The sequence below is a fragment of the Pseudomonas sp. ESBL9 genome, from assembly GCF_036668715.1.
GTDB classification, from domain to species: Bacteria; Pseudomonadota; Gammaproteobacteria; order Pseudomonadales; family Pseudomonadaceae; genus Aquipseudomonas; species Aquipseudomonas lundensis.
In genome coordinates this window covers 84539-110767 of sequence record NZ_JAZEVV010000005.1, presented here as the reverse complement: position 1 = coordinate 110767, position 26229 = coordinate 84539, and the positions used below count along the sequence as shown (strand labels likewise).

Annotated in this window: 24 protein-coding genes; 12 read left to right on the top strand and 12 right to left on the bottom strand. The window is 59.8% G+C overall.

Annotated features, from left to right (window positions below; all coding sequences use genetic code 11):
• Positions 1-6 precede the first annotated feature (6 nt).
• Together V6F78_RS15400 and V6F78_RS15395 are read right to left on the bottom strand one after the other, a co-directional pair.
• Positions 7-723, bottom strand: coding sequence for an LrgB family protein (locus V6F78_RS15400; protein WP_047273492.1), 717 nt, complete (start codon positions 721-723; stop codon positions 7-9).
• Positions 720-1082, bottom strand: coding sequence for a CidA/LrgA family protein (locus tag V6F78_RS15395; RefSeq protein ID WP_047273491.1), 363 nt, complete (start codon positions 1080-1082; stop codon positions 720-722). The genes V6F78_RS15400 and V6F78_RS15395 overlap by 4 nt, the downstream gene beginning before the upstream one ends.
• A 170-nt stretch (positions 1083-1252) precedes the next feature.
• Between V6F78_RS15395 and V6F78_RS15390 the strand changes: the two genes are divergently transcribed.
• The gene (locus V6F78_RS15390) at positions 1253-2935 is read left to right on the top strand and encodes a C13 family peptidase (RefSeq protein ID WP_047295720.1); all 1683 of its coding nucleotides are present in this window, start codon (positions 1253-1255) and stop codon (positions 2933-2935) included.
• A 61-nt stretch (positions 2936-2996) separates the two neighbouring features.
• Positions 2997-3638, top strand: a complete 642-nt coding sequence (locus V6F78_RS15385; protein WP_047273489.1) for an oxidoreductase — start codon at positions 2997-2999, stop codon at positions 3636-3638.
• 4 nt (positions 3639-3642) lie between these two features.
• Here the strand turns inward: V6F78_RS15385 and V6F78_RS15380 are convergent, their stop codons facing one another.
• The 3 genes from V6F78_RS15380 to mpl are packed head-to-tail and all read right to left on the bottom strand — an operon-like array spanning position 3643 to position 5898.
• Positions 3643-3930: a YceK/YidQ family lipoprotein gene (locus V6F78_RS15380; protein ID WP_094990507.1), complete on the bottom strand. Its 288-nt coding sequence runs from the start codon at positions 3928-3930 to the stop codon at positions 3643-3645.
• On the bottom strand, positions 3923-4552 hold the full coding sequence (gene ubiX / locus V6F78_RS15375) for a flavin prenyltransferase UbiX (protein WP_047273487.1): 630 nt from the start codon (positions 4550-4552) through the stop codon (positions 3923-3925). The genes V6F78_RS15380 and ubiX overlap by 8 nt, the downstream gene beginning before the upstream one ends.
• Positions 4549-5898 (bottom strand): UDP-N-acetylmuramate:L-alanyl-gamma-D-glutamyl-meso-diaminopimelate ligase, encoded by a 1350-nt coding sequence (gene mpl / locus V6F78_RS15370; RefSeq protein WP_169839727.1) that lies wholly within the window; start codon positions 5896-5898, stop codon positions 4549-4551. The genes ubiX and mpl overlap by 4 nt, the downstream gene beginning before the upstream one ends.
• Before the next feature lie 206 nt (positions 5899-6104).
• Between mpl and V6F78_RS22460 the strand changes: the two genes are divergently transcribed.
• Together V6F78_RS22460 and V6F78_RS15365 are read left to right on the top strand one after the other, a co-directional pair.
• Positions 6105-6617 carry an RHS repeat-associated core domain-containing protein gene (locus tag V6F78_RS22460; protein WP_442965109.1) on the top strand — a complete coding sequence of 171 codons (513 nt, stop codon included), beginning with the start codon at positions 6105-6107 and terminating at the stop codon, positions 6615-6617.
• Positions 6599-7168: a hypothetical protein gene (locus V6F78_RS15365; RefSeq protein ID WP_332727934.1), complete on the top strand. Its 570-nt coding sequence runs from the start codon at positions 6599-6601 to the stop codon at positions 7166-7168. Before V6F78_RS22460 ends, V6F78_RS15365 begins: the two co-directional genes overlap by 19 nt.
• Positions 7169-7230: 62 nt before the next feature.
• Here V6F78_RS15365 and V6F78_RS15360 read toward each other — a convergent pair whose 3' ends face one another.
• Positions 7231-9117, bottom strand: a complete 1887-nt coding sequence (locus V6F78_RS15360) for a sigma-54-dependent Fis family transcriptional regulator (RefSeq protein ID WP_047273485.1) — start codon at positions 9115-9117, stop codon at positions 7231-7233.
• A gap of 345 nt (positions 9118-9462) precedes the next feature.
• Here V6F78_RS15360 and exaC point away from each other — a divergent pair, with 345 nt between their 5' ends.
• From exaC to V6F78_RS15320, 8 genes are all read left to right on the top strand, one after another.
• Complete coding sequence (gene exaC, locus V6F78_RS15355) at positions 9463-10983, top strand: acetaldehyde dehydrogenase ExaC (protein ID WP_047295728.1); 1521 nt, start codon at positions 9463-9465, stop codon at positions 10981-10983.
• Positions 10984-11096: 113 nt separating this feature from the next.
• Positions 11097-12545: an ethanolamine permease gene (eat, locus tag V6F78_RS15350; RefSeq protein ID WP_314398015.1), complete on the top strand. Its 1449-nt coding sequence runs from the start codon at positions 11097-11099 to the stop codon at positions 12543-12545.
• A gap of 52 nt (positions 12546-12597) precedes the next feature.
• Positions 12598-13998, top strand: coding sequence for an ethanolamine ammonia-lyase subunit EutB (locus V6F78_RS15345; RefSeq protein WP_169858889.1), 1401 nt, complete (start codon positions 12598-12600; stop codon positions 13996-13998).
• Complete coding sequence (eutC, locus tag V6F78_RS15340; protein WP_162199725.1) at positions 13995-14810, top strand: ethanolamine ammonia-lyase subunit EutC; 816 nt, start codon at positions 13995-13997, stop codon at positions 14808-14810. Before V6F78_RS15345 ends, eutC begins: the two co-directional genes overlap by 4 nt.
• Positions 14811-15067: 257 nt before the next feature.
• Positions 15068-15715, top strand: a complete 648-nt coding sequence (locus V6F78_RS15335; RefSeq protein ID WP_047273481.1) for a DedA family protein — start codon at positions 15068-15070, stop codon at positions 15713-15715.
• A 13-nt stretch (positions 15716-15728) separates the two neighbouring features.
• Positions 15729-16541, top strand: a complete 813-nt coding sequence (locus V6F78_RS15330) for a zinc-dependent peptidase (RefSeq protein ID WP_047295730.1) — start codon at positions 15729-15731, stop codon at positions 16539-16541.
• A gap of 101 nt (positions 16542-16642) precedes the next feature.
• Complete coding sequence (gene ppa, locus V6F78_RS15325) at positions 16643-17170, top strand: inorganic diphosphatase (protein ID WP_016779241.1); 528 nt, start codon at positions 16643-16645, stop codon at positions 17168-17170.
• A 229-nt stretch (positions 17171-17399) separates the two neighbouring features.
• Positions 17400-18155 carry a LexA family transcriptional regulator gene (locus V6F78_RS15320; protein ID WP_047295732.1) on the top strand — a complete coding sequence of 252 codons (756 nt, stop codon included), beginning with the start codon at positions 17400-17402 and terminating at the stop codon, positions 18153-18155.
• 252 nt (positions 18156-18407) lie between these two features.
• Here V6F78_RS15320 and V6F78_RS15315 read toward each other — a convergent pair whose 3' ends face one another.
• From V6F78_RS15315 to tssJ, 6 genes are read right to left on the bottom strand one after another with little or no spacing between them, the layout of a single operon-like run.
• Complete coding sequence (locus V6F78_RS15315) at positions 18408-19304, bottom strand: serine/threonine-protein kinase (protein WP_047295734.1); 897 nt, start codon at positions 19302-19304, stop codon at positions 18408-18410.
• Entirely contained in the window at positions 19301-19999 is a 699-nt protein-coding gene (locus V6F78_RS15310) for a PP2C family protein-serine/threonine phosphatase (protein WP_048377146.1), read from the bottom strand. The genes V6F78_RS15315 and V6F78_RS15310 overlap by 4 nt, the downstream gene beginning before the upstream one ends.
• A gap of 11 nt (positions 20000-20010) precedes the next feature.
• Complete coding sequence (gene tssM / locus V6F78_RS15305; RefSeq protein WP_332727717.1) at positions 20011-23508, bottom strand: type VI secretion system membrane subunit TssM; 3498 nt, start codon at positions 23506-23508, stop codon at positions 20011-20013.
• Positions 23508-24389, bottom strand: a complete 882-nt coding sequence (gene icmH, locus V6F78_RS15300) for a type IVB secretion system protein IcmH/DotU (protein WP_047295739.1) — start codon at positions 24387-24389, stop codon at positions 23508-23510. The genes tssM and icmH overlap by 1 nt, the downstream gene beginning before the upstream one ends.
• Before the next feature lie 5 nt (positions 24390-24394).
• Complete coding sequence (gene tssK / locus V6F78_RS15295) at positions 24395-25726, bottom strand: type VI secretion system baseplate subunit TssK (RefSeq protein WP_273416193.1); 1332 nt, start codon at positions 25724-25726, stop codon at positions 24395-24397.
• On the bottom strand, positions 25723-26226 hold the full coding sequence (tssJ, locus tag V6F78_RS15290) for a type VI secretion system lipoprotein TssJ (RefSeq protein ID WP_047295743.1): 504 nt from the start codon (positions 26224-26226) through the stop codon (positions 25723-25725). Before tssJ ends, tssK begins: the two co-directional genes overlap by 4 nt.
• Between the last annotated feature and the right edge of the window lie 3 nt (positions 26227-26229).

Here is a 26229-nt window from a genome sequence, read left to right as displayed (position 1 = left end):
ACGTCCTTACACCACAAGGCTGACGGCCAGCGGTAAAAAGACCGCCGTGCCCACACCCATTAAACTCATCGCCAACGCCGCAAAAGCGCCGCACTCTTCGCCTTCCTGCAAGGCCACTGAGGTCCCGACTGCGTGAGCCGTCATGCCCAGCGCCATGCCCCGCGCTTCGGCACTGTGAACCTGCAACAGGCTCAGCAGGCCCGGCCCGACAATCGCACCAATGACCCCGGTAATCAGCACAAACACGGCCGCCAACGCGGCGACACCGCCGATTTGTTCAGCCACCAGCATGGCAATCGGCGAGGTCACCGACTTGGGCGCCAGGGTCATCAGCACCATGTGCTCAGTGCCGAACCACCAACCCAGCAACACCACCAAGCCGGTCGCAAACACGCCCCCAATCACCAGCGTAGTAAAGATGGGCCAGAACAGTTGGCGGATTCTTCGCAAATTCAGGTACAGCGGCACGGCCAGCGCCACCGTGGCGGGGCCCAACAGGATGCTCAGGATGTCGGTGCTTTTGCGGTACTCGTCGTAGCTCAGGCCGCAACTGAGCAGCACGCCGATCACCAGCAGCATCGAGGCCAAAACCGGTTGCAGGAAAATCCAGCGGGTTTTTTCGAACGCCGCCAGCACCAGTTGGTAAGCGCCCAGGGTGATGCCAATGCCGAACAGCGGATGGTGGATCACGGCTTGCCAGGCGCCTTGCCATTCCAGGGTCATGGCCGTTCCTCCGCAGACTGATGACGCTTGAGCAAGCGCTGCATCAGCACGCCCACGAACGCCATCGACAACAGCAGCGACAGCACCAGCGCGCCGACAATCGCCCAAAAATCGGCGGCGATGTCACTGGCGTAGACCATCACCCCCACGGCGGGCGGCACCAGCAACAACGGCAGGTAGCGCAACAGACCGCTGGCCGCCTGGCTCAAGGGCTCGCCAACCTGGCCGCGCACGATCAGGAAGGCCAACAGCAGCAACAACCCGATGATCGGGCCGGGCAACACAGGGATGAACAAATGATTGAGGGCAGTGCCGAGCAATTGAAACAGCACCAGCCAGGTCAGGCCGCGTAACAACATCTCTCGTCTCCAGCGATCTTTTTTGCGCCGCATTATAAGCACGCTCAACACGCACTGGCTTGGCTAAAGGCAAGAGCGGCGCGTGAATATCTCAGGATGTTTCATGTCGCCCTATAGAGCGGCTTCCATTGCTGCGGCATACTCGGCGGCCTAACTTTCCGGATCCTGCCATGCGCCCATTTGTACCCCTTGCTCTGACTTTGCTGCTGACGGCCTGCGGCGACGGCGACTCGCTGTTGCCCCCGGACGCTCGCCTGCCCGATGGCGGGCGCTATCGCGGTGAAGTGGTCAACGGGCTATTGCAGGGCCAGGGCCGTATCGACTACCCGAACGGCACTTGGTACGCGGGCGAATTCAGCAATGGCGTGTATCAGGGCCAGGGGGAATGGCATGCCAGCAATGGCGACGTCTACCGTGGCAAATTCGAGGGTGGCCTGTGGAACGGGCAAGGCAGCCTGACCACCCACGACAGCGAGTACGTCGGCGGCTTCAAGCAAGGTCGCCGCGAAGGTGAAGGCACCCTCAAACAAGGCGGCATGAGCTATCGCGGCGCTTTCAAGGATGACCAGTTTTCCGGCTTCGGCCACCTCGAACTGGAAGACGGCAGCGAGTATCAGGGCCAGTTCGCCCAGGGCAAACCCCATGGCGAAGGCAAGCGCAGCGATGCCAGTGGCAACGAATTCACGGGCACGTTCGTCAATGGTCAGCTCGAAGGCACTGGCATTTTCAACAGCGCCGAAGGGGATCAATACGAAGGCGAGTTCAAAGACAACCAGCTCAACGGCAAGGGCCGCTTCGAAAACGCTGACGGCGACGTGTGGATCGGCGAGTTCAAGGACGGCGCCCTGACGGGCCAGGGCGAGTTCATCGGCGTTGACGGCAGCCGCTATCGCGGTCAATTCAATGAGTGGCGCTTCAATGGTCCCGGCCAGCTCGACATGGCCGATGGCAGCCGCTATGTCGGTGACTTTGCCAACGACACGTATCAGGGCTATGGCACCCTGACCCTGAGCGACGGCACGGTAGAGAAAGGCTACTGGATCAATGGGCTGCGCGTGCGCGACGAAAAAGGCGAACTGCTCCCTGACCCGCTTGAGCTGGGCCTGCTCAATCAGGGCGCGCTGCTCGACCGGGCCCTCAAAGCGGTTCCACATTCCACCCCGGCCGTCGAGCTGTACAGCCTGGTGCTGGGGGGCGACGGCAAGCAAAGCGTCTTTCTGCGTGAAGCTGATTACGTCAGCGACATGCTCACCAGCCGTTTCGGCAGCCGCGGCAACATCAGCCTGGTCAACCATCGCGACCACTTGATGGATCGCCCCATGGCCACCCGCGAAAACCTGCACCGCGCCGCCAAGACCCTGGCCGAGCGCACGGGCCCGGAAGACCTGGTGTTCATCTACCTGACCAGCCACGGCACCCACGACCATGAACTGGTGCTCGACCAGCCGCGCCTTGAACTGGCTGACCTGCCCGCCGACGAATTGGCCGCCGCGCTTGCCCCTTTGAAGCATCGCGACAAGATCATTGTGATTTCTGCCTGCTACTCGGGCGGGTTCATCCCGGCGCTCAAGGATGAAAGAACCTTGATCATGACCGCCTCCGAAGCGGACAAAGTGTCGTTTGGCTGTTCGGAAGAAGCCGACTTCACTTACTTCGGCAATGCCCTGTTCGCGCAGGCCCTGAACCAGACCGACGACCTGCAGCAGGCGTTCACCCTGGCGAAACAATACGTTGCCGAGCGCGAACAGGCCGATAACTTCGATGCTTCAGCACCTCAACTCTGGGCACCGAAAGGCGTCTTGAACCACTGGCAGCGCCTGCGCGAGCAACAAGCCCGGCAAGCGTTGCATTAATCCGATGGAACAGCATGGACGCCGCGAGTGACTAAGCTGAATGTATCAAGGGAGAATTCGCATGTACCTGACGCCTCAGCACATCCTGCTTGCGGGTGCCACCGGCCTGACCGGTGAGCTGTTGCTCGACCGTTTGCTTAACGAACCGACGGTAGAACGCGTACTCGCCCCCTCGCGCAAACCTCTGGCCGACCATCCGCACCTGGAAAACCCGGTGGGCGACCCTGCCGTGTTTCTGCCGCAACTCAGCGGCCCGGTCGATGTCGCGTTCTGCTGCCTGGGCACCACCATCAAACAGGCCGGTTCCGAAGAAGCCTTTCGCGCCGTGGACCACGACATGGTCGTGGCCTTTGCCAAACGCGCGCGTGAGATGGGCGCCAGGCATTTGATCGTCATCAGCGCCATTGGCGCAGACCCAGAGTCATCCATTTTCTACAACCGGGTCAAAGGTGAGATGGAACAATCCTTGCGAGCGCAGGACTGGCCTCAGTTAACCATCGCCCGCCCATCTCTGCTCATCGGCGAACGCCTGGAAGAACGCCCGGCAGAGAAAATTGCAGGTCTTTTTTCAAAATTGATCCCCGGCAAATACCACGGCATTGAAGCCTGCGAACTGGCCCGGGCACTGTGGCGACTGGCGCTTGAAGATCAGCAAGGCGTGCGGGTGATTGAGTCCGACGAACTGAGGAAACTGGGCAAGTAACCCGTTACAGCCCCCCGTTGGCCTGGACGCCGACCCCCAGCACGGTCAACACCGACAACGGCAACAAAAGCGTATCCAGCAAGGCGCTGGCAGGCAGGTCCAGCCCCGGATAACGCGGGGGCTGGGCGCCAAAGCGGTCTTGCGCACAGCACCCGCCTTGCAACGCATACCAATCGAGCCGCGCACCCGAATACACCACCGGCGCCCCCGGCTTGGCGGCGTCCAGCGTGCGAACGCTGGCGCAACCGGCAATGTGCAGGAGCATCAACACGCCCAGCAGCGCCTTACTCATCGCCGCCCACATGATGCTCGCCCCAGCGCGGGAGCATGTCCTGCGGGATATTGAGCAGGTTAAGAATGCGCGCGACCATAAAATCGACCAGATCATCGATGGTCTGCGGCTGATGATAGAAACCCGGCGACGCGGGCAAGATGATGGCGCCCATGTTCGACAGCTTGAGCATGTTTTCCAGATGAATACTGGAGTACGGCGCTTCGCGCGGCACCAGAATCAACTGGCGACGCTCTTTGAGCGTCACGTCCGCCGCCCGTTCGACCAGGTTGTTGCACGCGCCCGTGGCAATGGCCGACAGCGTGCCCGTGGAACACGGCACCACCACCATCGCGGCCGGCGCGCCGGAACCCGACGCCACCGGTGACATCCAGTCTTCCTTGCCGTACACACGGATCTGCCCGGCAGCCGCTCCGGTGTATTCGGTCAGAAACGTCTGCATGGCCTGCGGCTTGGGCGGCAGGTTAACGTCGGTTTCAGTCGCCATGACCAACTGTGCGGCCTTGGAAATCAGGAAGTGAACCTCGCGGTCTTCGCGCACCAAGCAATCGAGCAAGCGCAACGCGTAAGGCATGCCCGATGCACCGGTTACGGCCAGGGTGATGCGTTCCGGGCCACTCATTGCAGCGCGTCCGCCAGCTTGCCGTGTAACCCGCCAAAGCCGCCGTTACTCATGATCACCACGTGGGTGCCAGGCTTAACGCGGGTTTTGACGTCGGCGATGATGGCGTCCAGCGAGTCGCAGACCCGGGTCGACACAGGGCTCGATGCAACCGTTGCCGCCAGGTCCCAGCCCAGATTGGCCGGTGCATACCAGACCACGTGATCGGCCTGGACCACGCTCTGCGGCAGGCCATCCCGGTGGGCACCCAGTTTCATGGAGTTGGAACGCGGTTCAATGATCGCCACCAACGGGGCATCGCCGATACGCTTGCGCAACCCGTCCAGCGTGGTGGCAATGGCGGTCGGGTGGTGAGCGAAGTCGTCATAAATCGTGACGCCCTTCACCTCGGCCACTTTTTCCATTCGGCGCTTCACGCTTTTGAAGGCGCTCAGGCCATCAATCGCCATGCTCGGCACCACCCCGACATGGCGGGCAGCCGCCAGCGTGGCCAAGGCATTGGCGACGTTATGCTGGCCGGTCATGTCCCACTCGACAGTGCCCTGAACCACGCCCTCGAACAGCACCTCAAAGCGCGAACCGTCGTCGCTCAACAGGCGGGCTTGCCATTGACCCCCTTCGCCCGTGGTTTGCACCGGGGTCCAGCAGCCCATGTCAATCACCCGCTGCAAGGCAGGTTCAGTGGTGGGGTGAATCACCAGGCCTTCGCTGGGGATCGTGCGCACTAAATGGTGAAATTGCCGCTCGATCGCAGGCAGGTCGGGGAAGATGTCCGCGTGATCGAACTCAAGATTGTTGAGGATCGCGGTCCGCGGACGGTAATGCACAAACTTGGAGCGTTTGTCGAAGAAGGCGCTGTCGTACTCATCGGCCTCGACCACGAAAAACGGCGTGTCGCCCAACCGCGCCGACACGGCAAAGTTTTGCGGCACGCCGCCGATCAGGAAGCCCGGCGCCATGCCAGCATGTTCCAGCACCCAGGCCAGCATGCTGCTGGTCGTGGTTTTGCCGTGAGTCCCGGCCACCGCCAGCACCCAGCGGCCTTGCAGCACGTGATCGGCCAGCCATTGCGGCCCGGACACATACGGCAGGCCCTTGTTGAGCACGTATTCGACCGCCGGATTACCACGCGACAGCGCATTACCGATCACTACCACATCAGGCGCGGGGTCCAGCTGGGCGGAGTCGTAGCCTTGGGTCAACTCAATGCCTTGAGCTTGCAGCTGGGTGCTCATCGGCGGATAGACGTTCGCGTCGGAGCCTGTCACGTGATGGCCCAGTTCTTTGGCCAAAACCGCCAGCGAACCCATGAATGTGCCGCAAATACCAAGAATATGAATGTGCATAGTCGACCTCGAAAATCATCGGCGAAGGGTAGCGTAGAGCACTGTTTTTCGCACTCACTAGCTGAACGGGCCCTGCAGAAAAAGCGCTTCGACAGTTTTTCAATCCCTCCGCCCCCTCTCGGCGTGATAGAGCTATCACTTCTGCTAGTACCGTTAACCTAGTCAACCTTGGACAATCAGAAGGGAAAAACAAGGAGGTGGGCCGCATGAAGAATTCACATAAAGCTGTTGCGTGTCAGTATCGCTATGACCCATTGAATCGATTACTCACCCAATCGTTTCCATCCGAACCCAGCACTACGACATACCTGTATGCCGATAATAGGCTTGCGACGGAAGTTCAAGGCTCTACAAGTTCTACGCTAATGAGAGTGATGGGCGAAAACAGAGTGATAGCACAGCACCGTGCGCACAACGGAATCAAAGACACTGTACTACTCGCTTGTGACGCCCAAAACTCCCCTCTCGTAGCAAGAGCCGAACTTGACCACGAGCAGCACGCCTACACGGCGTATGGCTTTAGCCCTGACAACATCAATTCAGTTTCTCTACTGGGCTACACCGGGGAACGTCAAGACGTTGTAACCGGCCACTATTTACTGGGAAGGGGGCGCAGGGCATACAACCCTGTATTGATGAGATTTAATTCACCCGATCTTTTAAGCCCATTTGAGAGAGGCGGCATTAACAGCTACACCTACTGCACAGGAGACCAATAAACCTTATTGACCCCGAAGCAACCAATGCCATCAGTCATTTTTTCCGTTCTTTTTTCAAAGCATTCAAAGGCACTAGCAAAAAAACCAGCGCACCGGTAGAGCAAGTTTTAAATGACGGCAGCGTGCTTATTGGTTACCACGGAGCTAGCGACGAGCAAATAAACCAACTGATCAGCCAGGGTTTAAAGAACAACTATGTACCAACACGCAGCGGCAGAGAAGTATTTGGCCGTGGCTTCTATGTCACTCGCAAACCAGAGGTCGCTAGATTCTATGCTAATAAACTTGCACTCTCACGGGCCAAAAGAAAAACCGGAAGCGTCGTTGCCGTGTATTTAAAAAACCCAAAAGACAAAATTCATGGCATTCACCAAGACTTCACTTTTGCCACCCCCTTCAAGAATCCAACTTACAAAAACCTTATTAAAGTCATTGAAAAAAATAATAACATTGTATTAAAGGACAATATCCACCCCGACATCACATTTATCAAACTACCCTCTGCCAAACACTTGCCAGTTGTTATCAATCGAGAACTTCGAATGAGGTAAAACAACAACCCATTCAATACACCCTAAAAGTGCTCGCTCATGCAAAACGAGCACTTTGGCCTTCAGCGCTCAATCCCATGCTTGCGCAGCTTTCTGTACAGCGTATTGCGGCTGACCCCCAGTTGCAGGGCGGTATGCGTCATGTGCCAGCGATGCAACTCCAGCGCCATCAGCAAGGCCATTTTCTCGGCTTCATCGAGCGGGTGTTCAGACGCCTCAGGTTCTTTGGGCAGCGCCTTGCGCAGATTGGCGGGCAGGTCCTGCAACCTGATACGCCCGTCTTCACATAACGCCGCCAAGGTACGCAACACGTTACGCAATTGGCGGACGTTGCCCGGCCAACTGAAATCAAGCAGCGCCTGACGGGCCTGAGGGTCGATCTCCAACCGCTCCGGCCCCGCCTCCTGCGCCAGCAGAAAATCGAGCAGCTGAGACTTGTCACTGCGATCACGCAAGGCGGGCAAGGCGATTTCCAGCCCATTGAGCCGGTAGTACAGGTCTTCGCGAAAGCTGCCCTGCTCCACGCGTTCCAGCAAATTGCGATGGGTGGCGCTGATGATGCGCACGTTGACGGCTTGCGGCTCGCCACCGATCGGCACCACCAGACGGTCTTCAAGCACACGCAGCAAACGAGTCTGCATGGCCAGCGGCATGTCGCCGATCTCATCGAGAAACAACGTTCCGCCATCGGCCTGTTGCAACTTGCCCTGCATGCCTTCCTTGCGGGCACCGGTAAAACTGCCGCCGCGATAGCCGAACAATTCACTTTCAATCAGGCTTTCAGGAATCGCCGCGCAGTTGAGCGCCACAAAGGGTTGGTCGGTGCGCAAGCTGGCCAGATGCACCGCTTTGGCGAAGGCTTCTTTGCCCGAGCCGGTTTCACCATTGACCAACAACGGTACGTCGCGCTCGAAGACCCGCAGCGCCCGGCGAAAATCGGTGTGCAACGCGTCATCGCCCAGGCAGATCCCGCTCAGGCGCGCAGGTGCGGGGTCAGGTTGAACGCTGACTGGCGCGGGTTGAGCGCGCGCCAGGCCCCGCAATGCGGCGAATAAATAGCGACCATCGCGGGTGCAGAGCGGCCAACTGGCGCTGGCCTGCGGGCTGGCGCGGGCGAAGAGTTCGTCGCGCGGGCAATCAAATACCTGATCAATGAGTTGCCCCACCAACCCGCCGCGCACATGGCCCAACAGGTTCAAGGCGCTCTGGTTGACCGCAACAATCACGCCCTCGCCATCGAACGCCAGCATGCCTTCGCTGAACAGCCCTACTGACTGCGCCTGGAGGTGAAAACGCAGCAGCCATTGGTCTTCAAAATGACGCAAGAAGTAACTGCTTTCGATGATTTTCGCCGACAAATTGACCAGCGCCATGGTGTGGAACTGGCTTTGGCGCGACACGTCGTGGCGGGCCGAGGACACGTCCAGCACGGCCAGCAACTCGCCCTGCGGGTCAAACACCGGGCTGGCCGAACAGGTCAGGCCGGTGTGACGGCCGCGAAAGTGCTCGTCCTGATGAATGGTCAGCGCCTGTCGCTCCACCAGGCACGTGCCGATACCGTTGGTGCCTTCACGGGCTTCACTCCAGTCAGCCCCCAGCCATAACCCTGCGCGTTCGAACACCGTGCGCTCTGTGGGCGCGGTCACGCAGTTCAGGATCACGCCCCGGGCATCGGTCAGCAGGACGGCATGACCGGCGCCCGATAATTGTTGATGCAGGCTGTTCATTTCGTGAGTGGCAATGTGCAACACCTGCTGCAAACGCTCGCGCCCTTCCAGGATGCGGCCGTGTTCCAGCACCGTCGGGGCGACAGTGTGTGCGGGGTCGAGATGGTAATCCTCCAGGCAGCGTTGCCAGGAGCGAACGATGGACGGGTCGCATCCCTGAGGACGGCCCTGCGTGACATCGATGACTTGTCGGGCGTGCCGACTGATATCTGCACTGTGCATTTTTATTATTCTCCGCTCTGTCTCGGCGGTCTCGGCGTGTACAGGGCAAATGCCCCACGTGCTGCGCCCGAGTACCAGTCCAAACCGAGCCCCCAGCATCCTCTTGCGCCCAAAGCATTGCAATCGCCATCTGACTGACTGGTCATGCGCTGTACCGTTTTTGGCACACAGTGTCACCCCGACTGTACCAGCCGTGTCACAGACAGACGTCCCGTGCCATGACGGGAGCGCCCGAAAGCCCCGTTTTAGAGCACTCAACGGAATCTGGCCCGGCCTTTGCTCCGGCTTAGGGCAGCGCCCGAGCGCGTCCTCCCATAAGCACAAAAAAGCCAGGAGACATTCACCATGCGTTATGCACAACCCGGTACTGAAGGCTCGATCGTCTCGTTCAAGAGCCAATACGGTAACTACATCGGCGGCGAATTCGTGGCTCCCGTCAAAGGTCAATATTTCACTAATACCTCACCGGTAAACGGCAAACCCATTGCCCAGTTCCCGCGCTCGACCGCAGAAGACATCGAAAAAGCCCTCGACGCCGCCCACGCCGCCGCGGATGCGTGGGGCGCGACGTCGGTGCAAGCGCGCTCGCTGGTGTTGCTGAAAATCGCCGACCGTATCGAACAAAACCTTGAACTGCTGGCCGTCACCGAAACCTGGGACAACGGCAAGGCCGTGCGCGAAACCCTGAACGCCGACGTGCCGCTGGCAGCCGACCACTTCCGGTACTACGCCGGGTGCATCCGCGCCCAGGAAGGCAGCGCCGCCGAGATTGACGGCAACACCGTGGCCTACCACATCCACGAACCGCTGGGCGTGGTCGGGCAGATCATCCCGTGGAACTTCCCGCTGCTGATGGCCGCCTGGAAACTCGCCCCGGCGCTGGCAGCCGGTAACTGCATCGTGCTCAAGCCTGCCGAACAAACACCGCTGAGCATCAGCGTGCTGATGGAGCTGATTGGCGACCTGCTGCCGCCGGGCGTGCTGAACGTGGTTCAAGGCTTCGGCAAGGAAGCAGGCGAAGCGCTGGCCACCAGCAAGCGCATTGCCAAAATCGCGTTCACCGGTTCGACCCCCGTGGGCGCGCACATCATGAAATGTGCCGCTGAAAACATCATTCCTTCTACCGTTGAATTGGGCGGCAAATCGCCGAACATCTTCTTCGAAGACATCATGCAGGCCGAACCCTCCTTCATTGAGAAGGCCGCTGAAGGCCTGGTGCTGGCGTTCTTCAACCAGGGCGAAGTCTGCACCTGCCCGTCGCGCGCACTGGTGCAAGAGTCGATCTACGACGAATTCATGAAAGTCGTGATGAAGAAAGTCGAGGCGATCAAGCGTGGTGACCCGTTGGACACCGACACCATGGTCGGCGCACAAGCCTCCGAGCAGCAATTTGACAAGATCCTGTCCTACCTTGAAATCGCCAAAAACGAAGGCGCGCAATTGCTGACCGGTGGCGCTGTGGCCAAACTCGAAGGGGATCTGGCCACTGGCTATTACATCCAGCCAACCCTGCTCAAGGGCACCAACAAAATGCGTGTATTCCAGGAAGAAATCTTTGGCCCGGTGGTCAGCATCACCACCTTCAAGGACGAAGCCGAAGCATTGGCCATCGCCAATGACACCGAGTTCGGCCTGGGCGCCGGGCTGTGGACCCGCGACATCAACCGCGCCTACCGCATGGGCCGGGCGATCAAGGCAGGCCGCGTCTGGACCAACTGCTATCACCTCTACCCGGCACACGCCGCGTTCGGTGGCTACAAGAAGTCCGGCGTTGGCCGTGAAACCCACAAGATGATGCTCGACCATTATCAGCAGACCAAAAACCTGCTGGTGAGTTACGACATCAACCCGTTGGGCTTCTTCTAACGGCCTGATCTGCAGGAGCGAGCGAGCCTCGCTCCTGCAGACTTGCAGGTTGGCCCTTCTCTTGCTTCACACCCTGTCAAATTTTCCAAACAATAAAGAACAGGTGAATGCACATGCCTAGCGAACCCATCGCCGCCGCAGCGGCCCCCTCTTCGGTCGACTTCGAAAAAGTCGGCTCCGATTACTTTCAACAACGCGAACTGAAAAAAGGCGCCGCCGGCTGGGTCCTGCTGGTAGGACTGGGCGTGGCGTATGTGATCTCCGGCGACTATGCCGGCTGGAACTTCGGTCTGGCCCAAGGCGGCTGGGGCGGAATGTTCCTCGCCACCTTGCTGATGGCCACCATGTACTTGTGCATGTGTTTCTCGCTGGCCGAGTTGTCGTCAATGATCCCCACAGCGGGCGGCGGCTACGGCTTTGCCCGCAGTGCATTCGGCCCGTGGGGCGGGTTCCTGACCGGCACGGCAATCCTCATCGAGTACGCCATTGCCCCGGCCGCCATTGCCGTGTTTATCGGCGCTTATTGCGAGTCGCTGTTCGGGATTGGCGGCTGGATGATCTATCTGGCGTTTTACATCATCTTCATCGGCATCCACATTTTTGGGGTCGGTGAAGCGCTCAAGCTGATGTTCATCATTACCGCCGTGGCCGCCATTGCCCTGGGCGTGTTTCTGGTGTCGATGGTGCCGCACTTCAGCGTTGCCAACCTGCTGGACATCCCGGTGACCGATGCCAAAGGCGCCAGCCCGTTCCTGCCGTTCGGTTATGTGGGCGTGTGGGCCGCCATCCCGTATGCGATCTGGTTTTTCCTCGCCGTCGAAGGCGTGCCGCTGGCCGCCGAAGAAACCAAGAACCCCAAACGCGACCTGCCGCGCGGCCTGATCGGCGCCATGCTGGTGCTGGTGACGTTCGCGCTGATGATCCTGGTCATCGGGCCGGGCGGTGCCGGGGCGCATCATTTGATGGCCTCGGGCAACCCGTTGGTGGAAGCCTTGAGCAAGTCCTATGGCGGTTCCACCTGGATGGGCGGTTTCGTCAATCTGGTCGGGCTGGCCGGTTTGATCGCCAGTTTCTTCTCAATCATTTACGCCTATTCGCGTCAGATCTTCGCCCTGTCCCGTGCAGGCTATCTGCCACGCAAACTGTCCGAAACCAACAAAAGCAAAGCACCGGTACTGGCCCTGATCATCCCCGGCATCATCGGGTTTGGCCTGTCACTCACCGGACAAGGCGATCTGCTGATTCTGGTGGCCGTGTTCGGGGCGACCATTTCCTACGTGTTGATGATGGCCGCGCACATCACTCTGCGCATTCGTCGCCCCAAAATGGAGCGTCCGTACCGCACACCGGGCGGCATTTTCACCTCCGGCGTCGCACTGGTGCTGGCGTGCGTGGCGGTGGTCGCCGGTTTCCTGGTCGATCCGCGCGTGGTGATTGGTGCGGCCGTGATCTATGGCGTATTAATTGCCTACTTTGCGTTCTACAGTCGGCATCACTTGGTCGCTGGTACACCTGAAGAGGAATTCGCGGCCATCCAGAAAGCCGAAGAAACCTTGCACTGATCGCTGAGTAGCCCGCCAGACGCCCCGCGTCTGGCGTCAAGGAGCACCCTGTATGGCAACGTTTTCCCATGCGGTAGGTACGCAGACTTACCGCTTTGACAGCCTCAAAGAGGTGATGGCCAAGGCCAGCCCGGCACGCTCCGGCGATTTCCTGGCGGGCGTGGCCGCGCAAAACGATGGCGAGCGGGTCGCGGCACAAATGGCACTGGCCGACATCCCGCTCACGCATTTCCTGCACGAAGCGCTGATTCCTTACGAGACCGATGAGGTCACGCGGCTGATTATCGACAGCCACGACGCCCAGGCTTTCAGCGGGGTCAGCCACCTGACCGTCGGCGGGTTTCGTGACTGGCTGCTCAGCGACGCCGCCGATGAACACAGCTTGCGCGCCCTTGCGCCGGGGCTGACGCCAGAAATGGCAGCCGCCGTGTCGAAGATCATGCGCGTTCAGGACCTGATTCTGGTGGCGCAGAAGATCCGCGTCATCACCCGCTTTCGCGGCACGCTGGGCCTGCACGGCCGCCTGTCAACACGGCTGCAACCCAACCACCCCACCGATGACCCGGCCGGGATCGCCGCGAGCATTCTCGACGGCCTGCTTTACGGCAATGGCGATGCCATGATTGGCATCAACCCGGCCACCGACAGCATTGCCTCGATCTGCGACCTGCTGATGATGCTGGACGCGATCATTCAGCGATACGAGATCCCCACTCAATCCTGCGTGCTGACCCACGTCACCACCTCTATTGAAGCGATCAACCGCGGCGTGCCACTGGATCTGGTGTTTCAGTCCATTGCTGGCACCGAGGCGGCCAACGCCAGTTTCGGCATCAACCTGAATATCCTGCAAGAAGGCTATGACGCCGGGCTGAGCCTCAATCGCGGCACATTGGGTAACAACCTGATGTATTTCGAGACAGGCCAGGGCAGCGCACTGTCGGCCAACGCGCACGCCGGCGTCGATCAACAAACCTGCGAAACCCGCGCCTATGCAGTGGCGCGGCATTTCAAACCGTTTTTGGTTAACACCGTGGTCGGCTTCATCGGCCCCGAGTACCTGTACAACGGCAAGCAGATTATCCGCGCCGGACTTGAGGACCATTTCTGCGGCAAGCTGCTCGGGGTGCCGATGGGGTGCGACATCTGCTACACCAACCACGCCGAAGCGGATCAGGACGACATGGACACCCTGTTGACCTTGCTCGGCGTGGCCGGGATCAACTTCATCATGGGCATTCCGGGCTCGGACGACATCATGCTCAACTACCAGACCACCTCGTTCCATGACGCCCTGTATGCGCGCAAGACGCTGGGCCTCAAACCCGCGCCCGAGTTTGAGCAATGGCTGAGCAAGGTCGGTATTTTCACCCAGCGCGATGGCCGCATCGAATTCGGTCATCAACTGCCACCGGCATTCCGCCAGGCGCTGGCCCATTTGGGAGGTCGTTGAACATGGCCCACACACCCAACGACAGCACAAACCCTTGGCTGGCACTGCGCCACCTGACGCCTGCACGCATTGCGCTGGGCCGCACCGGCACCAGCCTGCCGACCCACGCCCAGCTGGACTTCCAGTTTGCTCACGCGCAAGCGCGCGATGCAGTGCATTTGCCTTTCGATCATGCGAGCTTGAGCGCTCAACTGAGCGAGCGCGGCCGTGACAGTCTGTTGCTGCACAGCGCGGCGGCCGATCGTCATAGCTACCTGCAACGCCCTGACCTCGGGCGCAAGCTTCACGACACCTCAGCGCAGATTTTGCGCGATTACACGCACGCCAACCCGGGCGGCGTCGACGTGGCGGTGGTTGTGGCGGACGGCCTTTCCGCGCTGGCAGTCCACCGGCACACCTTGCCTTTTCTGGCACGCATGGAGGAGCACATCGCCAGCGACGGCTGGTCGATGTCGCCGGTGGTGCTGGTGGAACAAGGCCGGGTGGCGGTGGCGGATGAAATCGGCGAGCTGCTCGGCGCCAAAATGGTGGTGATGCTGATTGGCGAACGGCCGGGGCTCAGCTCGCCGGACAGCCTGGGCCTGTATTTCACCTACGCGCCCAAGGTCGGGCTGACCGACGCCTACCGCAACTGTATTTCCAACGTGCGGCTCGAAGGGCTCAGCTACGGCATGGCCGCTCATCGGCTGGCGTATCTGATGCGTGAAGCCTGCCGTCGGCAGTTGTCGGGCGTAAACTTGAAGGACGAAGCGCAGGTTCAGACAGTGGAAACGGACACGCCCCGCCAAAATTTCCTACTCAGCGATCAATAAATCCGGCGATTTGTCGCTACCCTGTTGACCTGTAGTCACTGTCGAGCCGCGCAAAGCTGGCATCGACAGTCGCTACGGGGTCTCAACAGTTTTCGCACCGCAATACACGCTTCGCTACAAACTCTAGAAGCAGAAGTTGCTTCAATCCGTATAATCCGTCCGGTTCAAAATGTACGAAAAAACTACACCCTCTGTAGTTCATTACCTTTTTCCCTGCACAGACCTGCTGAGCCGGGTCATCAACACAGGTGCTTTACATGGATTTCAACCCGATCGACATCATCCTGCACCTCGATGTGTACCTCGACATGCTGGTAAGAGATTACGGAGTGTGGATCTACGCCATCCTGTTCCTGGTGATTTTTTGCGAAACCGGCCTGGTGGTCATGCCGTTTTTGCCGGGTGATTCATTGCTGTTTATCGCAGGCGCTGTGGCCGCGGGGGGTGGCATGGACCCGGTGCTGCTCGGTGGTTTGCTGATGCTGGCCGCGATTTTGGGAGACAGCACCAACTATGTCATCGGACGAACGGCAGGCGAGCGGCTGTTCAGTAACCCGAACTCCAAGATTTTCCGTCGCGATTATCTGCAAAAAACCCACGACTTCTATGACCGCCACGGTGGCAAAACCGTGACCATGGCGCGCTTCCTGCCGATCATCCGAACCTTCGCTCCGTTTGTTGCCGGTGTGGCACGCATGCCCTACCCGCGTTTTTTCGGCTTTAGCGTATTCGGTACCATCCTGTGGGTTGGCGGCCTGGTGACCCTGGGTTACTTCTTCGGCAATGTACCGTTCATCAAGAAAAACCTGTCGTTGCTGGTGGTGGGCATCATCCTGCTGTCACTGGTACCGATGATTGTGGGTGTGGTGCGCAGCCGTCTGGGGCGCACACCTTCCAAAGCCTGATCGAGACAAGCCCATGTGGTCACTGAGCGAATGGAGACGCCAGAGGATACTTGCCCAGCACCCGGTCGCCCCGGAGGCCTGGCAGGAGGTGCGCCAACACCTGAGCATCCTCGATGGTCTGGATGACAAACAAGACACCTGGCTGCGTGAGCACAGCGTGCTGTTCTTGCAGGACAAACACCTGACGCCGATGCCCGGGGTTGAACTCACCGAGGTCGGCCGGCTGCTGCTGGCCGCGCAAGCGCAATTGCCGCTGCTGAACCTGGGTGAGCTGGACTGGTATCAGGGCTTTCACGAAATCGTGCTCTACCCCGACGATTTCGTCAGCCCGCAGCGTCACCGCGACGCCAGTGGTGTGGAGCACGAATGGGAAGGGCATCACAGCGGCGAAGCCTGGGAGCATGGCCCGGTGGTGCTGGCCTGGCCGGGCGTGCTGTCGAGCGGTGGCTGGGAAGGTTACAACCTGGTGATTCATGAGCTGGCACACAAACTCGACATGCTCAACGGCGCCGCCAATGGCATGCCGCCCCTGCACAGCAGCATGAACGTCAGCGACTGGTCCCACGCCATGCAAGCGGCCTACGACCACCTCAACCATTACCTCGATCACCACAACCCCGATCACGCGCCCATCGACCCGTATGCGGCCGAAAACCCGGCGGAGTTCTTTGCTGTCATCAGCGAGTATTTCTTCAGCGCACCCGATCTGCTGCATCAGGCCTACCCACGGGTTTACCAGCAACTGAGCCTGTTTTATCGTCAGGATCCATTGACCCGCTTACAAATGCTTCAGCGTGAACATGTCGGATACCGCGCACAGCACTGATCGCCCAAGCGTGACGTCGTTGCAGGAATACGCCTATAATCGCCGCCACTTTTTGGCCAAATCGGCCAAGCAAACTGGCCTACTAACGGGGGCACCGCCCAATGAGCTACAGCAAGATTCCGGCTGGCAAAGACCTGCCGAATGACATCTACGTCGCTATCGAGATTCCGGCTAACCACGCGCCGATCAAATATGAAATCGACAAAGACAGCGATTGCCTGTTCGTTGACCGCTTCATGGCCACCCCGATGTTCTACCCGGCCAACTACGGCTTTATCCCGAATACCCTGGCCGACGACGGTGACCCCCTCGACGTGCTGGTCGTGACCCCTTACCCGGTTGCACCCGGTTCGGTTATCCGTGCTCGCCCGGTCGGCATCCTGCACATGACTGACGACGGCGGCGGCGATGCCAAAGTGGTTGCAGTGCCTCACGACAAGCTGTCCCAGCTGTACGTGGACGTTAAAGAGTACACCGACCTGCCACCTCTGCTGATCCAGCAGATCCAGCACTTCTTCGAGAACTACAAAGACCTCGAAAAAGGCAAGTGGGTGAAAATCGAAGGTTGGGGCGACGCAGAAGCCGCTCGCGCCGAGATCACCAAATCGGTTGCTGCCTACAAAGGCTAAGTGTTGAATCACTGGCTTCGGCAAGTGCCTACACTTGAAAACCCCGGTCTTCCGGGGTTTTTTATGCCCGCTTAAACACGGTAAAACAGCGTGTTCACCCCGTACAAATGAGTCGCACATTAAACGTAGGAAAAGCCTCTAGAAAAGGGCGATTCGTCTGATTCTTACGTGCTTTTTTGAACGTTTAGTTTATTTAAACGGCGACTTCTTCTCCGTAAACTCCGCCAGCATGAATACATCCGGTGATCGTCTAAGACTCCTCTTAAGGGAGTGCCATTTATCCGCTTCGGACTTCGCTGCCAATCGCCGCGTTACGCCGCAGCACGTCAACAACTGGTTCAAGCGCGGCATCCCCATGGCTCGGCTTGACGAAATCGCTGAGCTTTTGTGTGTGAACAGTCGCTGGCTGCGCACGGGGGAAGGTTTAAAACACCCCAAAGGCCCAAGCGCGCCTGAACCCACGCGCGCATCAGCAGAAGCGCAACCTATGCCCCTCAACTCCGCCAACGTGTCACCCGACACCAGCGATGTCTGCATCGCGTTCTATAACGAAGTGTTAGCGCCCGATGGGGCCGGAACACGTGTCATGGAAATCCCCAACCACCACGTGCGCCTTGACCACTCGATCTTGCAGGCTGCGGAGGTGAGTCCGGAGCATGCCGTTTGCGTCCCCATGATTGGCAACAGCATGACGCACAAAATACAAAGCGGTTCTACCCTGGCCATCGACACCAGCCTCACGCACATCGTCGACGGCGAAATTTACGCCCTCGAACAGGACGGCATGCTGCGTATCCAATACGCCTACCGCCTGCCGGGTGACGGACTGCGCCTGCGCAGCCACAACCTCAGTGAATACCCGGACGAGCGCTACTCGGCCGAACAGATCCAGGCTTTGAATATCCGCATATTGGGCTGGGTATTTTGGTGGTCGACCCTCAACACCCGCAGGCCCGCCGTGCCCCACCCGCTTGAAGACAACTGAAGGACCACCCGCACTGCCGGAAAACCCGGACCGGTTTTAGCTGGGAAACCTTCGCGAAGTTGAGTATGCTGCGCCGCACACTTTGCAACCGCTGCGAGCGGTTCGCACGACCAGACGGCCACACGCCTCTGCGTCCACATCCACATGCCTTTGCGCTGGATGTCCACATTGAAGGTGGGTACGGTTTACCAAAAATAAACCACATCCTCCCCCGAGAAGCCGGCCACAAGCCGGCTTTTTAATGCCCGCCGATTACGTCCCGCGCTTAAAGCACCAGCGCTTTTTCGCGGGTTTCAGCGCCTCACTCAGTTGTTCAATGCTCACCGTTCGCTGCTTAGGGTCCTGCTTGATCGCCTTTTGCAGCGCCGACCAGAATTGACTTGGCAGGTGCCGGGGCTTTTTGTGCGGCGAGCGCTGAGGCGGATACTCCGACAGTGCGGGTATGCGCGGATTGAAGGGCGGTTTGCCCGTTGCCAGTTCATGCAGTAAGCAACCCACGCTGTAGAGTTCAGCCTGGCGCGTTAGCGGGCCGCCGTGCCGCAGTTCGGGCGCCGCATAACCGGGCGTCCAGGCGTTGAATCGGGTACGGCTCAGCGACGCCAGCCCTTGCAGTTGCCCCGCTTCGCTTTGCCCAAGCCCGAAGTCAAACAGGCGTACCCCCTGCTCGCTCAGCAGTACGTTGCCGGGTTTGATGTCGCCATGCAGCACGCCGTGTTGATGGGCGTGCGCCAGCACCGAGAGCAGGGGCAAGCCGATTTCCTGCAACTCGTGCAGGGGCAAGCCTAAGGGGCGCTCGCACAAAACGCGGTCGAGGGTCGGGCCGCGCAGCAGCTCCATCACGATAAATCCCCGATCATGCTCGGGGTCGATGCCAAAGCTATACAGGTGCACGAGGTTGGGATGGCGAACCTGACGCATCAGCGCAAATTCGTTGAACAGCAGGGCATTGGCGTCGGGCGCGTGGGCGAGTTCGTCATTTAGGATTTTCAGGGCCACATCGGCGTACGGATCACCTAACTGCTCCTGCAACAGGTCGCGCGCGCAGTAGACCGCGCCCATGCCACCGGCGCCCAGCAAACGCTCCAACCGGTAGCGGCCACCCCATAAGCGTGGCACCTCCCACGCCCCCGTCAGAAGCGGTTGAGTCATTGAGCGATCACCACGGCACTCAGGTTATCCCGCGCCTCGCCCGCCAGCACGGCGTCAAACAGACGCGCCAGGCAGGTGTGCGGGGCGTCTTCATTCATCGCCTGCCCCAGCATTTTCGGGCTCAAGTCTTGATAAAGGCCGTCGCTGCACAACAGGAACACATCCCCCGGCTGAACAGCAAACGACAGAATATCCAGCGTCAGCCGCTCCCCGGCCCCCACCGCATGGGTCAAGGCCCGTGCATCGGGATGCGCCATGGCCTGCCCGGGGCTCATGTGTTCTTGCTCCATCAGTTGCCGTGCAAAGGAGTGATCACGAGAGAGTTGGTACAGCCGCTGTTCGCGCCACAAATAACAACGACTGTCCCCGGCCCAGACACACGCCCCCTGCTGCCCTTCGAGGATCAAGACCACCACGGTGCTACCACTGACAGTGCCCGCCGAGTCAGCAATCAGGCGGTGATGGGTGTCGTGCAGGGACTCGCGCACGGCCTGCAGCCGTGACTCAAAATCCGTTTGCACAGGCAGCGCGCCCAAACGGCTGACCAGCCTCAGGCTGGCAAGATCACCGCGCGAGTGGCCTCCCATACCGTCCGCCACCGCCCAGAGCCCCTGCTGCGGACGGTCGAGAACGGCGTCTTCGTTACGTGTGCGCACCTTGCCCATGTCCGTGCGCGCAGCGCTTCGCCAAGTCATCCCGGTGGGCTTCACAATTGCGCCGGCAAGCGAAAACTGCGCAGCACTTGCAGGTCAAAGGGGTTGGGCGTGCGTTGGCTCGTCAGCAGGTAGTTGGCCCGCAGACCGCCCACCTCCGCTTGCAGCAACATGACGTCGCGACCACTCAGGTAATCCACCTGCATCAAGTCCAGCAGCCTGAAAAACGACCACGGGCCGGTGCTTTTTTCGATGCCCAGCGGACGACCCGCCGCTTTCTCCAACACCAGGCTGGTGCGCCCGTTGTTGATCGACGTCGGCCATTGCAGGGTGGTGGTCACAATAGGGCCATGCCGGTATTCAATGACTTGATCACCGAAACGCAACTGCGCGCGGCTCACGCTGGAGTCCAGGCTGTAGGGTTCCAGGGTGAACTGCACTTGCGGCTGCGACGGGTCCTGGGCGAAGAAGCCCTGTCGAATGATCTGCGCTGTGGCGATTTGTTCAAAGAAGGCGGCCGACATCGGCAAGTGCTGGCCGTCCATGCTGCGCAAGCGGTAGTTGCCCGCTTCGCCAGCGACGAACGGTTTGAGCCAGTTATCGAAGAACTGTTCAACCAGCCCCTGGCCTTTGAAAAACGCCCGAAAGTCGTTGAGCGCCACATCACTGCTGCTGTGGGCACTGAAGGGGTAACGTCGGTCGATGGCGCGCGTATAAAACCTGTACAGCTCGTATTTGTAGCGCTTATCCACGAATTGATAGGCATCGTTGAGTACCAGTCTCCAGGTGTTTTCAGCCACACCGTTGAACCAGCGATCCAGCGGACGCGGCAGACGTTGAGCGCTCTGGCGCAGGTGGCTCAAGGCATCTCGCTGGCCGCTCATGCGCTGGCGGGCGATTTCATAGGCCGCGTTATCCGGCGCACTGGCGCTGGCCAGTCCGGCCATTTGCGACTGCAGATCGGTAAGCCCGGCCAACAGAGGCAAGAGGCTGCCAGCGGGGCCGTTGTTGTCATCCAATAACTGATGAAGCGGCTCGAACTGTCGCTGTAAGGCTTTTTTGGCGGTGTCCGGCACGTGATCCGACACCGCCTCAGCCCCCTTGGCCGCCACGTCTGCGGCAACCGTAACCGCTCCTGCCAGCGGCCCGGCAGCCGGGGCGGGGGGCAATGCCGGTAACGCGTCTGCCAACGTGCTGAAGCGTGTGTTTTCCCGCACCGCCAGCAGCATGCGCACAACCGGCGAGTTGGCAGAGGTCATCCCGGCCAGTTGCTCGGCACTGTCCCGTGCGTCATCGAACGGCTCCAGCCCCAGTTGCCCGACTGCCGCCGTCCACTGTTCGGCGTAATCGTGGAAGTAGAGTTGTTCCAGTTCAACCATGAGCTTGCGCATGTCCATCGCGCTGATGCTGCTGCCCTCTCCCAGCACCCAGTTATCGCGCAGAATGCCGCTCACCAGACTTACGCCCTGGATCGAAAAATACTGTTGATAACCTTGGCGCGTGTAAAACCCCGGAATCTCATAATCGGCGCCGCTGAACAGATGACCTTGTGGCCCCAAGTGCTGAGCAAGGCTGTAAGGCGGCAAGGATCGTGACTGCTCGCGCAGCGTGCGATAGACCACGGTTGCCAACGACTCACTGCGCAGCACCTGACGCGCTTGAGCAATCAGGGCCGAATCCAGCACAGGCTTTATCGGGGTTTTCAGTAACCGTTCGAAGTGCTGATTCAGGCCGTTCTGCACCTGTGTCAGGCCGCGATAGCGCATCGACCAGTCGTTGGCCACCCAACCCTTGAGCCAGGCGGGGTCGCGTTTGTCACTCACGTCGAACATCAGGTAGGCGCGCAGGCTGTTGAGCAAGGAGTCGCGGTTGCTCAGATTGGCACGAATCTGTTGTTCGAGCTGTTGGATAACCCGTGGCATCAACTCGGTTTGCAAGGTGTGTTGATAAGCACGTTCGACCCGCTCGCGCACCTCTGCGCCTTGATACAGCCCCGTGCGTTCATACAGGGCCGTGTCCAGTGGCGAGGCAAAGACCTGGGTGGCGGCGTAGTGCGTGTCCAGGGTCTGAAGAACGGCCTTGGCGTCATCACGGGGGCTCAACTGCCCCTGTTGTTGACCCCATTGCTGGGCCAGCTGTCGCAATTGTTCAAGACGCCCGTGGTTGGATGAAAAACTGCCGGCCCACAACATGCCCAAAGCAGCCAGCACACCCATGGCCGCCATGTAGTGGAAACGCTGCCCCCAATGCAGGCGTCGGCGCTCGCGTTTGTCCAGTTCGGCCAGTTGCGCCTCGGGGAACATCACGCGGCTGAGCAGATGATGGATGAAGTAAGCATGGCCCGAGAGCATCGCGGGCATCGCCCGGGTGTGCTCCACGCCAGCCCCGGTTTCATCAGGCTGCGGGACATGAGGCGCGCTGGTCAGATAAAAACCCCGCAGCGGACTGGCCCGTTGATAGCGGTTGCCGGTGAACGTCATGTCGGCAAACACACACAACTGCGTCGCGACGTCACTCAATTGCCGAGGGAAGTCCAGCATTCGCCCGCGCCGCCGGGTATCGCGTTCTTGATGCATCCGCGCGATGACCTGGCTGTTGAGCCGCACCAACAACGCCTCGCACTCGCTACGCATGAGCGCTGCACCGCCCTGCCCCGGCTCAAAGGTGGCACCGAATACCTGAGCGCGCTCTTCACGGGTCAGAGCCTCGAAAAACTCGGTAAAGCCGGGTATCAGGTCGGTCTTGGTCAGCACCAGGTACACCGGCAACTCGATGCGTAATACCTGATGAACGTCTTGCAGCCGTGCCCGGATCTGATCCGACAGCCCGGAGAGCCTGTCGTGACTGGCCTGCATCAGGCTGTCCACCGGGACAGTCACCAGCACCCCGTTCAACGGTCGCTCGCGTTTGCGTTTACGCAGCAGGCCCAGCAAGGTCTTCCAGCCGCTGGCATTAACCGGTTCATTGCCCTGGGTCAGATAGCCCCCGGCGGTGTCGATCAGCACCCCGTGTTCGGCAAAGTACCACTCACAGTCCCGCGTACCGCGCAGGTCGCGGGTGAGGCTGCGATCAAGTTTATTCAGTGGAAACTCCAGCCCGGAAAAATCGAGCAGGCTGGTCTTGCCGGCGCCTTGCGGCCCGAGCACCACGTACCAGGGCAGTTCGTCGCGCCAGCGCTCGCTGCGCCCTTTGTACACGCTGGTGTTTTTCAGGGTGTGCAGCGCTTGCTTGAAACGCTTGCGCAGGGTTTTGCGTGCGGCCTCGGCGTCGAGTGCCTCACGCGCTTGAATCTGGCCTTCTTCGCTGTCTGCCATGGCTTTTTTATGCTGGCCTGCACGCCAGCTGACAAACACCATGGCCAGCCCCCACACGAGGATCAAGACACTGATGCTCAACAGCCGCGCCACGGGGTCGGCCCAAAACTTGTGATCGTTTACGGCCAGCAACGGCCCGCCCCACCACACCAGCAGCGCAACGGACAGCACCAGCAAGAGGCTCCAGAGCCATGTTTGCGTCAGTAACGCTGCGGCTTTTTTCAACACACTTTTCATCATGACTTCCTGTTCGCAACTGCAGGCTGGTCCGCTGCAACGTGCTGTTCGTAAGGTTGCATCACGGCTTCACGCTGTTGGCTCAACACCCAGGCGAACCCGGTGTACATCACCGTCAGGCAGCTCAGGGTGAACGTGACCCATAACCAGCGCGGCACGAGGCGTACCGCACTGCTGCGCGGTGCGTTCAGGCCTTGCCAGTGAGGCGAGACTTCGCGGATGACATCGCCGCGCAAATGACGGATCTGGCGATAGAGGTTGTCGCGTATCGACTCCAGTTCGAGGGTCCCGCGCGACTCCACGCGAAAGCGTCCCTCGAACCCCAGCGACAGGCAGACATACAGCAACTCAAGCAAATACAGGTTCTTCGCGGGCTCTCGGGAAAACCGCTCAATCAGTTGAAACACCTTCTCGCCGCCAAAGGTTTCATTGTGAAAACTGCCCAGCAGACTTTTTTGCGACCAGTCCAGCTCATTGCCCCACACCGTGGTGCAGATGGCTTCGTCCAACACCGTGCACAGGACGTACCGGGCGTTGATGACCTGCCCGCTTTCACACCCCGCATGCAGGGCGTTGGTTTCGAAAGCCTTTATTTCTGTGCTGAGCAGGGCATGCAGGACCAGCAGGTCGTTTTGCGCCCTGTGGTCGTCGATCCCCACCACAAATGACAGCACATCGCTGGCTGCCGCGATCAGGGGATTAAGGCCGACACTGATGTGCTCAGTCGGTTTGAGCTGTGCGTTGTAGACGATGCGTTCATCGATGTTTTCAATGCGCGGCACAGGCTCGCTGTCGGTCAGGGCAACGTGTCGCGGCGCTCTGCCGTAACGGTCCAGCAAAAGGGTTTTGGCATCGTGCGAATAAGGCGTCTGCGTGTTCATGGGAGTCAGTTCCTGATGGCCCAAAAAGTCAGTTCAAGCTGGGCAAACTCGCCCGACGCATGAAACGCAAAACCGCCCGAGCGCTCCATTTGCGCCAGGTCATCGGCTGTCAGTTCGAGCACGAAATAGGTTTGGTCGGCGTGATACGGCAATTGCCGGGGCGCGACCGCCAGCGGCTTGAGCTTGAAACCCGGCAGGTGCAGGTTGACCAAATGGCGGATGTTTTCCACCGGGCCAATCTTCAAGTGCGCGGGCAACCGATGGCGCAAGGCGTCGTTGTCACACGCGGCCCTGGCCACCACCACGAACGTCGTCGTGCCCAGTTGCGAAAGGTCATCAAACTGCGCGACATGCACGCCGTATTGACGCGGCTGCAGCACCAGTTCAATCGCGTGTTGTTCGAGCACCATCGAAAGCGCCTCGCGCAACACTTGCATCAGCGTGCGGAAGCTTTCGCCCTGATTGCTGTGCTGGTAGTGGCTGTGCAAACGGGGACGCTTGGTCTCGCTGGCAAAGGTCGACAGGTCACCCAGCAACGCCAGCAGCACGCAATACAACTCCTCGGGATGCACTTGTTTGAGCTGCAAGTAGTGCAGCAACACCAGTTCGCTGCGGTTAATCAGTTGCAGCATCATGAAGTCACCGACTTCGGCGCCTCCCACTTTGCCGTTCGAGCGAATCCGCTCGGCCAGCTTCTCGGCCCGGTGGCCGAGCATGCTGATGACTTCCTTGAGACACGACTGCACGTATCCCGAGCAGTGCGTATGGAGATAGGTGGGCACACACTGCGTATTGAGCCTGATGACGCCGTCGGGGGTGGTGTCCTGGATCTCGCACACTTGCAATTTGACCCAGGCCTGATCGCTCTGCTGCGCGCCCAGCAGCAAGCGAAAGTCCGGCCGCCCGCAACTGATCGGGCTGATGGCGTTCTCACCCGCGTTGGAGTCTGCAACCTGTGCTTCATAGCGGGTGTAGCGCGACAACACATCGGCGTGGTCGGTGCGACGCGCCTCGATGTGGTTGCCTGTGACCAGTGGCAAGGCCAGGTACACAGGGGTTTGCCCGGTATTGGGCGGGATATCGAGCGCGAGGGGCTGATTATCGCCGCCCAGCTCGAACAGGCTGCCATCCGGCAGCACGCCGGACGCATGGCTGATGACCAGCTTGCTCATGTTGAGAAACTGCACATCGATCTCCAGCCTGAAAAAACCCCAGAGGTAACGACCCAGCATTTGGGTTCGAGTTTTCAGCTGGTGATCGTAATAACGGTCGCTGTGCTGGAAGTGTTGCGGGCGCAGCAGCAGGCCTTCCTCCCAGATCACTTTATGCACATTCATGCGTCATCACCTGCATCAGGGTTCTCGTCATCGGCGCGACGGATGCCTGTTTGATCGAGCACCAGGTGTGCTTGCGTGATCTGCTCGGGGCTCAAGGTGATCACATAGCGCCATCGGGTTTGCGGCAAGTCGCGATACGCAGCCAGTACACCGACATAGCGGCTGACGGGGGCAACACTGAGCTTGTGCGAAACCGTCTCGCCGGGACGCAATTCGAGTTCTTCGCTGATGAGCAGGTCTTGAGCCAAGACGCTGTCGGCGCGTTCATACACGCTAAAAAAATCAGCGTTCTCAAACGCCACGGGATGCTTGAGTTCGAGCAGCCGAATGACAACCGGTGAAGCGCGCCCGTGTACGTCCGGGTTGACCTGATCACTGGCGCTCAGGGTCAGGTCCAGTTTGGTGACGTTCGAATACGGCGACAGCGCGCTGCAACCCGCCAACAGCAGCGTGAGCAGCACCATCGGTGCCTTGAAATGAACAGCAGTACAACGCGGCATCGG

Coding starts and splice junctions, on each gene's coding strand:
- V6F78_RS15400 (WP_047273492.1), bottom strand. CDS start 723: ATGACCCTGGAATGGCAAGGCGCCTGGCAAGCCGTGATCCACCATCCG.
- V6F78_RS15380 (WP_094990507.1), bottom strand. CDS start 3,930: ATGAGTAAGGCGCTGCTGGGCGTGTTGATGCTCCTGCACATTGCCGGT.
- tssJ (WP_047295743.1), bottom strand. CDS start 26,226: ATGCCGCGTTGTACTGCTGTTCATTTCAAGGCACCGATGGTGCTGCTC.
- ubiX (WP_047273487.1), bottom strand. CDS start 4,552: ATGAGTGGCCCGGAACGCATCACCCTGGCCGTAACCGGTGCATCGGGC.
- V6F78_RS15315 (WP_047295734.1), bottom strand. CDS start 19,304: ATGACTCAACCGCTTCTGACGGGGGCGTGGGAGGTGCCACGCTTATGG.
- ppa (WP_016779241.1), top strand. CDS start 16,643: ATGAGCTACAGCAAGATTCCGGCTGGCAAAGACCTGCCGAATGACATC.
- V6F78_RS15320 (WP_047295732.1), top strand. CDS start 17,400: ATGAATACATCCGGTGATCGTCTAAGACTCCTCTTAAGGGAGTGCCAT.
- icmH (WP_047295739.1), bottom strand. CDS start 24,389: ATGAACACGCAGACGCCTTATTCGCACGATGCCAAAACCCTTTTGCTG.
- exaC (WP_047295728.1), top strand. CDS start 9,463: ATGCGTTATGCACAACCCGGTACTGAAGGCTCGATCGTCTCGTTCAAG.
- V6F78_RS15310 (WP_048377146.1), bottom strand. CDS start 19,999: ATGACTTGGCGAAGCGCTGCGCGCACGGACATGGGCAAGGTGCGCACA.
- V6F78_RS15345 (WP_169858889.1), top strand. CDS start 12,598: ATGGCAACGTTTTCCCATGCGGTAGGTACGCAGACTTACCGCTTTGAC.
- V6F78_RS15390 (WP_047295720.1), top strand. CDS start 1,253: ATGCGCCCATTTGTACCCCTTGCTCTGACTTTGCTGCTGACGGCCTGC.
- V6F78_RS15385 (WP_047273489.1), top strand. CDS start 2,997: ATGTACCTGACGCCTCAGCACATCCTGCTTGCGGGTGCCACCGGCCTG.
- V6F78_RS15360 (WP_047273485.1), bottom strand. CDS start 9,117: ATGCACAGTGCAGATATCAGTCGGCACGCCCGACAAGTCATCGATGTC.
- tssM (WP_332727717.1), bottom strand. CDS start 23,508: ATGAAAAGTGTGTTGAAAAAAGCCGCAGCGTTACTGACGCAAACATGG.
- tssK (WP_273416193.1), bottom strand. CDS start 25,726: ATGAATGTGCATAAAGTGATCTGGGAGGAAGGCCTGCTGCTGCGCCCG.
- V6F78_RS15395 (WP_047273491.1), bottom strand. CDS start 1,082: ATGTTGTTACGCGGCCTGACCTGGCTGGTGCTGTTTCAATTGCTCGGC.
- V6F78_RS15330 (WP_047295730.1), top strand. CDS start 15,729: ATGTGGTCACTGAGCGAATGGAGACGCCAGAGGATACTTGCCCAGCAC.
- eat (WP_314398015.1), top strand. CDS start 11,097: ATGCCTAGCGAACCCATCGCCGCCGCAGCGGCCCCCTCTTCGGTCGAC.
- V6F78_RS15335 (WP_047273481.1), top strand. CDS start 15,068: ATGGATTTCAACCCGATCGACATCATCCTGCACCTCGATGTGTACCTC.
- V6F78_RS22460 (WP_442965109.1), top strand. CDS start 6,105: ATGAAGAATTCACATAAAGCTGTTGCGTGTCAGTATCGCTATGACCCA.
- mpl (WP_169839727.1), bottom strand. CDS start 5,898: ATGCACATTCATATTCTTGGTATTTGCGGCACATTCATGGGTTCGCTG.